This window comes from Methanoregula sp., assembly GCF_003170075.1.
GTDB lineage: Archaea > Halobacteriota > Methanomicrobia > Methanomicrobiales > Methanospirillaceae > Methanoregula.
This window is the reverse complement of sequence record NZ_PMZU01000057.1, coordinates 1-10873: the sequence shown is the minus strand read 5'-3', so window position 1 is coordinate 10873 and position 10873 is coordinate 1. Positions and strand designations below refer to the sequence as shown.

At 55.6% G+C, this 10873-nt stretch carries 10 protein-coding genes and 1 pseudogene; 7 read left to right on the top strand and 4 right to left on the bottom strand.

All coding sequences use genetic code 11. The features are described from left to right. The first annotated feature begins 236 nt into the window (after positions 1–236). The 5 genes and pseudogenes from mcrB (at position 237) to QZN75_RS07295 (ending at position 5038) form a co-directional block, all read left to right on the top strand. Positions 237–1550, top strand: a complete 1314-nt coding sequence (gene mcrB / locus QZN75_RS07315; protein ID WP_292426745.1) for a coenzyme-B sulfoethylthiotransferase subunit beta — start codon at positions 237–239, stop codon at positions 1548–1550. Between the two features lie 17 nt (positions 1551–1567). Then, entirely contained in the window at positions 1568–2038 is a 471-nt protein-coding gene (gene mcrD / locus QZN75_RS07310; protein WP_292426742.1) for a methyl-coenzyme M reductase operon protein D, read from the top strand. Next, positions 2038–2673 (top strand): methyl-coenzyme M reductase I operon protein C, encoded by a 636-nt coding sequence (gene mcrC, locus QZN75_RS07305; protein WP_292426738.1) that lies wholly within the window; start codon positions 2038–2040, stop codon positions 2671–2673. Before mcrD ends, mcrC begins: the two co-directional genes overlap by 1 nt. Before the next feature lie 6 nt (positions 2674–2679). After that, a complete protein-coding gene (gene mcrG, locus QZN75_RS07300) occupies positions 2680–3447 on the top strand; it encodes a coenzyme-B sulfoethylthiotransferase subunit gamma (protein WP_292426737.1) in 768 nt (255 codons plus the stop codon). A 2-nt stretch (positions 3448–3449) separates the two neighbouring features. Next, positions 3450–5038: pseudogene (locus QZN75_RS07295) on the top strand (methyl-coenzyme M reductase subunit alpha). 231 nt (positions 5039–5269) lie between these two features. On the opposite strand, the gene QZN75_RS07290 reads toward QZN75_RS07295, so the two are convergent. The 3 genes from QZN75_RS07290 to QZN75_RS07280 all read right to left on the bottom strand — a co-directional run bounded on the left by QZN75_RS07290 (position 5270) and on the right by QZN75_RS07280 (position 7475). Beyond that, the gene (locus tag QZN75_RS07290; RefSeq protein ID WP_292426734.1) at positions 5270–5422 is read right to left on the bottom strand and encodes a hypothetical protein; all 153 of its coding nucleotides are present in this window, start codon (positions 5420–5422) and stop codon (positions 5270–5272) included. A 178-nt stretch (positions 5423–5600) separates the two neighbouring features. Next, entirely contained in the window at positions 5601–6185 is a 585-nt protein-coding gene (locus QZN75_RS07285; RefSeq protein ID WP_292426731.1) for a serine/threonine-protein kinase, read from the bottom strand. 681 nt (positions 6186–6866) lie between these two features. Next, positions 6867–7475 (bottom strand): FHA domain-containing protein, encoded by a 609-nt coding sequence (locus QZN75_RS07280; RefSeq protein WP_292426728.1) that lies wholly within the window; start codon positions 7473–7475, stop codon positions 6867–6869. A 438-nt stretch (positions 7476–7913) separates the two neighbouring features. On the opposite strand from QZN75_RS07280, the gene QZN75_RS07275 reads away from it, so the two are divergent. Both QZN75_RS07275 and QZN75_RS07270 read left to right on the top strand, forming a co-directional pair. Then, positions 7914–8411 (top strand): hypothetical protein, encoded by a 498-nt coding sequence (locus QZN75_RS07275; protein WP_292426725.1) that lies wholly within the window; start codon positions 7914–7916, stop codon positions 8409–8411. A gap of 196 nt (positions 8412–8607) precedes the next feature. Beyond that, positions 8608–9777, top strand: coding sequence for a TIGR04083 family peptide-modifying radical SAM enzyme (locus QZN75_RS07270; protein WP_292426722.1), 1170 nt, complete (start codon positions 8608–8610; stop codon positions 9775–9777). A gap of 631 nt (positions 9778–10408) precedes the next feature. Here QZN75_RS07270 and QZN75_RS07265 read toward each other — a convergent pair. Next, positions 10409–10795, bottom strand: coding sequence for a VOC family protein (locus QZN75_RS07265; protein WP_292426720.1), 387 nt, complete (start codon positions 10793–10795; stop codon positions 10409–10411). Between the last annotated feature and the right edge of the window lie 78 nt (positions 10796–10873).

Sequence of the window (10873 nt, the reverse complement as noted above, 5' to 3'; positions counted from 1 at the left end):
GATATATGTAATATTTGAACATTGCTTCGGTTTTATGTAATATTTTTGGAGTTCTATAAAAACGCGTTCCGAGATAAAATCGGAACGCTTATAAGCGGAAATTGGGAATTATTCAATGTCCCAATCTAGGGGACGTGCAATAGCGACTTTCATTCATTACCAGTGTTCTATTAGTCACCACCAGTGTTCAGTTCTCGTACGGTATAGGAGTTAAAAGTCAATTTGGAGGAAATTATATGGCAAAATATAAAGATGCAATCGACCTCTACGACGATGAGGGTAAGCTCTTAAAGAGCAACGTCACCATTGACAGGATCAGTCCGCTGGTCAACAAGGGTGCACTCGAGCTTATCGACCTCACCAAGAGGACCGTGGCAGTCAACCTCGGTGGAATTGAGGATGCACTCAAGACCGGTAAGATGGGCGGCAAGTCCAACCAGATCCTCGGGCACAGCATGAACTGCAGCTGTGTCAAGGATTCGGATGCACTCGCAGCCAAGATCAAGGGAATGGTCCAGGTCACCGAGGGCGACGACACCAAGATCACCAAGGTCGGCGGCGGCAAGATGCTCCTCATCGAGGTCCCGTCTGCACGGATTAACGCAGCAGCAACCTACGATGCGGCAACCACATCCGTAGCATCAGCGACCACCTACGCACTGCTCGAGCAGTACAAGGTCGGCATGTTTGACGGTTCCTATGTGAAGAGTGCAGTCTGGGGTACCTACCCGCAGACGATGGACATGAAGGGCGGCAATATCATCTCTATCCTGTCCATCCCGCAGAACAACGAAGGTCTCGGCTACGCACTCCGCAACATCCCCGCAAACACTGCGGTCATGATGACCCACCGGAATGCAATGCAGGGTGCAGCACTCTCCGCAACCTTTGAACAGGCAGGAGAGTTCGAGATGGGCGCCGCAATCGGCCCGTTCGAGCGTGCACAGCTCCTGCTCTACGCGTACCAGGGCCTGAATGCAAACAACATCGTCTACGACCTCGTCAAGGCAAACGGCAAGACCGGTACCATCGGTACTGTCGTGCAGAGCCTTGTCGAGCGTGCCCTTGACGACAAGGTCATCAAGGCAGGCAAGAAGGGCAAGAGCGGCTACATCTTCTACGAGACCAAGGATCCGATGCTCTGGAACGCTTACGCATCCGCAGGCACCCTCGCAGCGACCATGGTCAACTGTGGTGCAGGACGGTTCGCCCAGGCAGTTTCCGCAACCCTGCTCTACTTCAACGACCTGCTCGAGCACGAGACCGGCCTCCCAGGCTCCGACTTCGGTCGGACAATGGGTGTCGCAGTCGGATTCTCGTTCTTCAGCCACTCGATCTACGGTGGCGGCGGCCCCGGTGGATTCAACGGTAACCACGTCGTTACCCGTCACGCAGCCGGTGTCGGTATGCCCTGTATCGTCGCAGCATGCGCACTGGATGCAGGCACCCAGATGTTCGGCCCCGAGGCAACTGCGAAGGTTTACCAGGACACCTTCGGGCAGATCGAAGCGTTCAAGAGACCGATTCAGACAGTAGCAAAGGGTATCTAAACCCCACAAGGATACAAATGACTGATGCCACGTTCCCCCAGTGCAGGATTGTCACCGAGCGGCTGCTTAACCCCGAGACAACCGAGCACCTGCTGAACAAGCTCTCCGAGATCGCCGGCATACGGCGCATGGTCCTCAACGGGCCGCGCCTTCCCGCTACCGTAACGTACGGACCAGCCACAGGAATGGCCAATCCTCATAACATGAGGAAGACCATCCATGTCGGCGACCAGGAAGTGGAGCTGCAGGTTCATGTGGGTACGGTGATCCTCGAGCTCGAGAGCCGCGACGTGATCCCCACACTGAAGACCGCATGCGAACAGGTCTTCACCAATTTCACCTTCCGGATCCAGGAAGGGAAGTTCATGAAGACCGAGCCCTCGCTTGTCGATTATTGCAAGTATGGCCCGGATGCGGACAAATCGATCCTCGGACTAGCTGATCCAAGCAGCAAGTCCAAACCCACTATCATTCAGGGAATCAAATAATGCCGATAGGACGAGTAACCCAGGTAGTTGACTGCCGCGAGGCGATGGGCATGGGTAAAGGAGGCGGGCTTGCCCAGCGGGGCACCATCTCCGAATGCCGGTACCCGGACGTGATCGTGGTCGGAATGTCCCCAGGACGCCGCCACGTCACAAAGCCGGTGTGCGACATCACCTCGGGGCTGCGACAGCAAGGCGTCGAATACAGTATCAGTACCCTTGTACTGAACGCCGGCAGTGGCGTCCCCCCAGACGCCCCTAATATTGCCGGCGGCGTCATCGGTGCCTACTTCGGGCTTACTGACAAGGAGGTCGCGCAGATTGAGAAACACAAGGTCGCCATACTTCACCATGGGAACGTCCGATCCCATGTGGTGCACAAGGTCCGGTTTATTCTTGAGGCCTGTGACGTGAAGGCGATTGTCGTTTCCCAGTCCCCGATTGATTATGAGGATCTCGCAAAAGAGGGCGTGAAGACTGCCGTCGTGATGCCCCCGGCCGACCGGATCCGTACCAAAGGCACGGTGATGGCGATCGTGAACGGCGTGACCCGGGGTCAGACCCCGACCCGCGAGAAGATGGCGGAAGTCATTTCGTCTGTCATGAGAATCGTGAAAAAGAAGGAAACATTGGAGTGATAAAAAATGGCATATAAACCCCAGTATTGTCCCGGCCAGACGCAGGTCGCCGAGAACCGGCGGAAGCAGCTGGACCCCAACCACAAACTGGAAAAGATTCGCGATGTAACGGACAAGGACGTCGTCCTCGTCATGGGACATAAGGCACCCGGTGCAGCATACCCGTCGGCACACCCGCCGCTCTCCGAGCAGCAGGAACCCGCCTGCCCGATCCGCAAGCTCGTAACCCCGACCGATGGCGCAAAGGCCGGCGACCGCGTCCGCTACATCCAGTTCACCGACTCGATGTACAATGCACCCTGCCAGCCGTACCAGAGATCCTGGCTCGAGGCATACCGCTTCCGTGGCATTGACCCGGGTACACTGTCAGGCCGTCAGATCATCGAATGCCGTGAGAGAGATCTCGAAAAGTATGCAAAGGAACTCATCAACACCGAGCTCTTCGATGCAGCACTTACCGGCATCCGTGGCTGCACGGTGCACGGACACTCCCTCCGTCTCGATGAGAACGGGATGATGTTCGACATGCTCCAGCGCTTTGTCATGGACAAGAAGTCGGGCATGGTCAAGTACGTCAAGGATCAGGTCGGCGTTCCCCTTGACTCCGAAGTCAAGGTCGGCAAGCCGATGGACGCAAAGTGGCTCAAGACGCACACCACCATGTACCACTCCCTCGTAGGCACCGGATTCCGCGATGACGCAGAATACGTTGAATACATCCAGCGCATCCACGCACTGAGGGTAAAGTACGGCTTCATGCCAAAGGAGGCATAATTATGGCAAAGGCAAAAATCGAAAGGACCCAGAAGCTCTTCCTGAAGGCAATGAGGGAAAAGTTCCATGCAGACCCGGCGGCAATGTCCACCGTCTTCGAGCGCAAGGGTCTCGAGCAGTCTCCCCGTAAGATGGAGTTCTTAAAGGAAGGCCAGGTTGCCGCAATGGAGCGCGGCATCTCGATGTACGACCCCAAGCGCTGCCACTGTGGTGGTATCCCGCTCGGCCAGCGCCAGCTGACACCCTACGAGGTTTCCGGCACCGGCGTCTTTGTCGAGGGAGATGACCTTCACTTTGTGAACAACGCTGCAATGCAGCAGATGTGGGACGACATCCGCCGGACGATCATCGTCGGCCTCGACCTCGCCCACCAGACCCTCCAGAAGCGTCTCGGCAAGGAAGTTACTCCTGAAACCATCAACGAGTACCTCCACGTGCTGAACCACGCAATGCCCGGCGCGGCCGTCGTTCAGGAACACATGGTCGAGACCCACCCGGCACTCGTCGACGACTGCTACGTCAAAGTCTTCACCGGCGATGACGAGATGGCAGACGACCTCGAGCCCCAGTTCGTCTTAAACCTCGACAAGCTCTTCCCGGCAAAGNNCGGTGGTCTGCAATGCAGATCGGTATGTCCTTCATCGGAGCATACAAGATGTGCGCCGGTGAGGCAGCAGTTGCTGACCTCGCATTCGCAGCAAAGCACGCTGGTGTCATCCAGATGGCAGACATCCTGCCCGCCCGCCGTGCACGTGGCCCGAACGAGCCAGGTGGCATCATGTTCGGACACTTCGCCGACATGTGCCAGGCAGACCGCAAGTACCCGAACGACCCCGTCAAGGCATCCCTTGAAGTCGTCGGTGCAGGTACCATGCTCTTCGACCAGATCTGGCTCGGATCTTACATGTCAGGCGGTGTCGGATTCACCCAGTATGCAACCGCTGCATACACCGACAACATCCTCGACGACTACTGCTACTATGGTCTTGACTATATCAAGAAAAACCACGGCGGTATCGGAAAGGCAAAACAGACCCAGGAAGCGGTCAGCGATATCGCATCCGAAGTCACGCTCTACGGTATGGAGCAGTACGAGACGTACCCGACTACTCTCGAGGACCACTTCGGCGGTTCCCAGCGTGCGTCCGTCCTTGCGGCAGCATCAGGTATCTCCGCTTCACTTGCAACGGCAAACTCCAATGCAGGTCTGAACGGCTGGTACATGTCGATGCTCATGCACAAGGAAGGCTGGTCACGCCTCGGCTTCTTCGGCTACGACCTGCAGGACCAGTGCGGTTCCGCGAACTGTATGTCCGTCAGGGCCGACGAGGGCTGTGTCGGAGAACTCCGTGGACCAAACTACCCGAACTACGCAATGAACGTCGGACACCAGGGAGAATACGCCGCTATTGTCGGTGCCGCCCACTATGGACGCCAGGATGCCTGGTCCCTGTCCCCGCTCATGAAGATCACGTTTGCAGACCCGTCGCTCAAGTTCGACTTTGCCGAGCCACGCCGCGAGTTCGCAAAGGGTGCAATCCGCGAGTTCATGCCCGCAGGCGAGCGCTCACTGATCATCCCCGCAAGGTAAGCACATCGTCCCCAACCAAATTTTTTTTCTTTTTTAGAGATTTTTCTTACAACAAGAATATCCCCGGAGCGGGAAACTGAATTCTGTGAAGGAAAAAGATCGCTTTACATCCTCTTTTCGAGTATATCAAGATCCCCGCACTACTTCCAGAGTATCGGGGGACGTATATATGTCACCGCCCTGTTTATCAATGAGGACGACGACTGAGGGCAAAACACGGTCAGGGATTAATTAGTACTCCAGTATCAGCCCGACGCCGGTGTCAAAGAGGATCCGCCGGCCCTCTGTTTCGATCAGGAGCGGAAGACCGGGTTTTCCGATGAAATACCGATCAATAAGCGTGGTGTTATCGAACAGCACCGAAAGGGAAAGCCGCGGTGTCATAGAGAAATATCACGCAGGAGAAGAAATTAGACTATTCTTTTCTGCGACTATGCGGAGAGCACGCCGGCACGATTATTCCACGGCAATCCTCTGCACCCGCACTGTCAGGGTACTACAGGTGCATGAACCGGTGCGGATGGGCCCGGACCCCAGATACACGGGTTTTTGAGCATATCATTTACACAGGGTTCTGCAAAGATTCGAGATCGCTTATCAGGTCTGAAACCAAAACATACCGGTTCTCCGGTCTCTTCGCAAGACATTTCAGAATAATTTTTCTGATCTCATCCACATGCCGGCCATTCCATGAGGGTATGACAGGAGTGTCCGCAAGAATCGCACAGTGCAGGTCATGCATACCTTCACAAACAAATGCGACGGAGCCGGTCAGCATCTCGGAGAGAAGCATGCCGATCTGGTAAATGTCAGTTGCCGGCCCGGGTTTGCCGTACCGGTCAGGTGCGATCTGCTCCGGTGCGGCATAGGACGGTGAGAAGCCGATCATGCTGGATTTGCGCGTGTCACCGATTGCCTTACTGAGACCCCAATCGGTTATCTTCGGGGTTCCGTCAGAAGCGATCAGGATGTTATCAGGTTTGATATCCAGGTGCACAATCCCCTTCCCATGAGCATATGCAATCCCGCGTGCAATACCCATGATCATCCTGACCGCTTTTTCCTCGGGAAGCGGAAGGGGTATGGCAGCGAGGGAGGATGGTGCATATTCCATCTCGATATAGGGAACNNGTGCCGGTAATTTCATCGAACCGGACGGGCACCTTGACAGCAACGGTCCTCCCGGTTTTTGCGTTTTGTGCACGAAAAACCCGCGCCAGTCCTCCTTCACCGATAAACTCTGCGTTCAGAAACTTCTTTTCAAGAGTCGTGGGAAACGATACCGCAGGACCCCTCGAACGGTCAGGGGGGCTTGCCTCCACAGGGGTCTCTGGCAGGGGCGTTTCGATTACGGTTACATGATCTGGAACGTCGTTACCGGATTTTTTACGCGTCACGGAGGGTCTGTCCCCTTTTTTCAGAAGAGTATACAAGATGGTTCCGAGCCCGATAAAGATAATAACAACAATGAGGATAAACCAGAACGCAGGTACCGTTACCTTTGGCCGCTCCGCCGCGTTTTTTATAACCGTCTGGAGAAGGGATGTCCGGTTCTGACGGGCAGGGATTGTGGTCGGCCGCATGGTAATTACGGCCACCGGGGATGCTGCAAGCATCCCCCCGGTTCCCGGTTCCGCACCCTGGATGAACGGACTGACCGGCGAGACGGCGGGATCATGTCCCATCCCCGCAGTTCCTGATGCAGTGAGAGCCGCTCCCGGTGGGACAAGAAACACCAGAAGGAGGAAGACACCCATTACCCGCCATAACGGTGACGGCCGGCATGTTCCCGTGACACTTGCGTACATGGTTGCTCCCAATAGGTACATCATTCGTCAGAAATAAACAAGAACCGTGCGGCGTTCGCACCTACAGACAGATCAATAACATCGCCATTGGCAAGCGCGGTTCTTTTCAGGGGCTCAAGGCGCCGGGAGTTGAGGAACGTCCCCCCGGTGCTGGCATTATCCTCGATCTGCCAGGATTCAACAGATCTGATGAGAAATGCATGGGGCTTTGTCACTCTCGTTACAGCCCGGTAATCATCCGGCAGTACAACCATCGCTTCATTGCCGGCGGGCGGGTGATCGGGATCTTCGCGTCCCATCGGAATACGATCATTTTTCAGGATGAAGGCCCGCCCGTCTTCAGTGCCCCCGATCAGGTACAGGACCGGTCCTGCCGGGATACCGTTATCGTCGAGGGTTGTTCTGACAGCCCGGATACGCTCCCGGATGTCGTTATACCCCATGGGGGGTATGATACTGGAAAAAATACCCAGCGTTTTAGTAAGGTTCAGAAGGCCCCCGTCTGCAAGCGAATATTTCCATACGGGGGCAATGCCACGATCGGTCTCCCGCCCGAAACCAGCTGCCCTCTGCACAAGACTGATGCTGATCAGACGATCAAGATGTTTTTTGGTGTTCTGGTAGGTCATGCCGACATGTTCTGCAACCGCCGTGATCTCCTTTGGCTCACGCTCGATGAACTTGAGAATCTTCAGCCGCAGGGGATTTGAGAGAACTTCAAGGTATTCGGATAATTCTTCCAGGAAAACGGGATCCGATGAGATGGATACTGTTTTTCTATCAGTAATAGATGATCATCCCTGGACAGTTGTAAACGCCACTGTGTGGCGGGATCTATTAAGGTATTGTTGTTGTACAGGCTAAAAAACCGGTGGGTGACACTTGAGCAGGCTGGTGGCATGCGGTTCCAAGGTTACCAGTTCTTCCCATTGAACCGGCGGGTTATACGATTATCCGTCCGTTTTTACAGCCGGTAGCGCTGCCATTTTACCAATACATAACCTCCTGAGGAAAACAGTGGATCAGGGTGCCAGGAGCACCCAAAACCAGGAACAAGGAGAACCTTCATGAACTCACACACAATTCTTAAAGGCGCATTCGTTGCATTCTGCTTCATCGGCATGCTGGTGCTGCCAGCAGCAGCGGCGCCAGCCGGACAAGGGACAACGGCAAACACTGTCGACCAGGGACTCAAAGATGATCTCTGGGCCAACCACATCCAGTACCGGCTTCAGGAATTCGACCTGCATGTCCAGCGGGCAACCAGCGTAATCGCAATTCTCGATAAATACAGTATCGATACGACGCAGATGCAGGCAACCCTGACGACAATCAGCAGCGAACGTGCAGCACTTGACACCGCCCTGACGAACAAAGACAAGGAAGGACTCAAGACCATCAACTCGAATCTCCAGTCACTCTGGAAACAGTTTGGGCAGGAGATGAAGGCCAGCATCAAGGCTCACCGTATAGCAGCCCGGGCAGCAGCAAGAGCCAGTGCAACCGGGGCATCAGACAACCCCACCAACGTCACATCTGCCGGGCTTGGAATGACAACTGTCTAAAGTGGGATGAGAAGAAGCCATTCATCCTTTTTCGTAACATTTTGGTTTCCGGTCTGGGGGATACGTGATGTCCCCGTTTCAAACCCCGGGGAGTATTCACCCCAATGATCCGGGGCCCTGTAACCGCACAGGATTTACGAATGTCCGATTCGGCAGAATGAAAACGATTATACCGTAAGGAGGGGAAAAAGGGGTAATGAAAAACCCGTTCCACGTGATGATCATCCCGACACTGGGCTGCCCCTCGAAATGCAAATACTGCTGGAGTTCGGAAGAGGGATCGCCAGTGATGAAACCGGCAATGGTAAGGGAGATCGTGGAATGGCTCAACGGGTGGGATAAGGACCGGGTGACGTTCACGTTCCACGGCGGGGAACCGCTGCTGGCGGGAGTGGACTTCTACCGTACTGTGCTGCCAATGCTCGCAGATGGGCTCGCTCGGATGCACCCGGAGTTTGCAATGCAGACGAACCTCTGGCGGATGACGCCGGAGATCGCGGATGTGCTCGCGGCGTACCACGTGCCCATCGGGTCGAGTATCGACGGCCCTGAAGCGATCACTGATTCACAGCGGGGGGACGGTTATTACCAGAAGTGCATGAAGGGCTATGAGATCGCGAAAGCGCACGGTCTCGACGTGCGGTTCATCTGTACATTTACGAACAAGTCGGTGAAGGCCCGTGAGGAGATCTTCCGGTTCTTCCTCGACAAAGGATTTACCCTGAAACTGCACCCTGCCCTGCCGTCCCTGCGCTCGGAGAACCCGAAGGAGTGGGCCCTTGAGCCTGCGGAGTATGGCGACCTGCTGGTGTACCTGCTCGACCAGGCGCTCGACCACATGGGCGAGATCGAGGTGATGAACATCAACGACCTGTGCCGGTGCGTATTCACCCGGCGGGGCAGCGTCTGCACGTACGTGGACTGCATGGGGAGCACGTTTGCGGTGGGGCCTGACGGGAGCATCTACCCCTGCTACCGGTTCGTGGGGATGCCGGAGTACATGATGGGAAACGTGGCGGACCACCCGACGATGGAGACGCTGATGGCATCGCCGGCGGGAAAACTGATGCTCTCTTTCAAGGACTACGTAGATACAGCGTGCGGGAAGTGTAAGCATATCAGGTACTGCCGGGGCGGGTGTCCCTACAACGCGATGGCGCCAACGCCGGGGAGGATCGAAGGGGTCGATCCGCACTGTGTCGCCTATACCCGGATCTTCGACGAGATTGGCAACCGGCTCAATAAGGAGATGTTCGATGCGCCACAGATGGAGATGGGAGGATTTGGGATGCCCGCCATGCAAAAGCCCGGGAAGCCTGCAAAGCCCGGCGTGATGGCGCTGATGCGGAAGAATGCGATGCGGTGATGGCCGCCCGGTAACCGGGTCCGGGAATACCGGCTTTTTTTACAGACGCTTCTGGGGGCTGACACCCCCGCCGCGTGGGCATCCCCCCTATAGCGATAGTTCCTCAGACGGTTAGCGAGAAAATGAGATTGAAATCGGAATAACTAAAGGGTGGGGTCTAGGGGACACCCCCCTTGGGCTGCCTCCTCCTCTGGGGGAGAAAGAGGGGACCCTCCCAAATTAGGTGCGGATGAGGAAAAATCGGACAAAAAACAGGGCGTCTACTGAACCCCTCTTTTAACAATATTCACTGTAAAGTAGTATGATTTTACAAAAACTGGGGAGTTCGCCCAAGGTAAAAAATAAAAAAATATGAGGGGTTTTAAGCGCTCTTTGCGCCTGAGTTCTTGCTGCTGGCAGCTGACTTCGCGTTTGCCGATGCCTTCTTCGCGGCTGCTGCTGCCTTGGTTATCTTCACTGACGTAGTAATCACTTCCTTTTTGTTGATTGTGGTTTATGCCACGTAGTGTTACTCTCGTTATCCCGGGATATACGCTTTCTTATGATACGGGGATTCTAACGGCTTTAAACAGATATTTTCGCGACCGGGACGCGGAGAACGCACCGGCAGGAGGCCGGGGGAGCGCCCGGCTCACTTCTTTATTGGCGTCCAGAGGCCGATGAGATTCCCTTCGGAGTCGAGGACCATCGCGGTCTGTCCTACACCCGGGATAGCGGTTTTAGGCATCGTTACCTTCCCGCCCAGCCCCTCAACCTTTGAGAGCACAAAATCGAGATCCTTAACCTCCACGAAATCCAGGATCGGTTCGTTCAGGTGCCGCTTGTATAACCCGCCCGTGCTCAGCGTGCCCGGCCGGGCTGCCCCGGTCGTGATATCATGGTACTGCATCGCCGCGATCCCCATGGAATCGGGAGCAGGTTGTACCGGTTCTATCTTCCAGCCGAGAAGGGCTGCATAGAAGTGCCGTGCCCGGTCAACGTTGTCGGCCGGGATCATGAAGTGCGAGAGGTTTGCCATAGGGAGAGATAGGGCCATCGTTGTATTTAGCGGTAGGGATGTAGCAAGGGGGGGTGGGGGTGATGGGTGGTGTGGAGG

Excerpts from the sequence above, each read along its gene's own strand:
- mcrB (WP_292426745.1), top strand. The coding sequence starts at position 237 with ATGGCAAAATATAAAGATGCAATCGACCTCTACGACGATGAGGGTAAG.
- mcrD (WP_292426742.1), top strand. The coding sequence starts at position 1,568 with ATGACTGATGCCACGTTCCCCCAGTGCAGGATTGTCACCGAGCGGCTG.
- mcrC (WP_292426738.1), top strand. The coding sequence starts at position 2,038 with ATGCCGATAGGACGAGTAACCCAGGTAGTTGACTGCCGCGAGGCGATG.
- mcrG (WP_292426737.1), top strand. The coding sequence starts at position 2,680 with ATGGCATATAAACCCCAGTATTGTCCCGGCCAGACGCAGGTCGCCGAG.
- QZN75_RS07290 (WP_292426734.1), bottom strand. The coding sequence starts at position 5,422 with ATGACACCGCGGCTTTCCCTTTCGGTGCTGTTCGATAACACCACGCTT.
- QZN75_RS07280 (WP_292426728.1), bottom strand. The coding sequence starts at position 7,475 with ATGACCTACCAGAACACCAAAAAACATCTTGATCGTCTGATCAGCATC.
- QZN75_RS07275 (WP_292426725.1), top strand. The coding sequence starts at position 7,914 with ATGAACTCACACACAATTCTTAAAGGCGCATTCGTTGCATTCTGCTTC.
- QZN75_RS07270 (WP_292426722.1), top strand. The coding sequence starts at position 8,608 with ATGAAAAACCCGTTCCACGTGATGATCATCCCGACACTGGGCTGCCCC.
- QZN75_RS07265 (WP_292426720.1), bottom strand. The coding sequence starts at position 10,795 with ATGGCAAACCTCTCGCACTTCATGATCCCGGCCGACAACGTTGACCGG.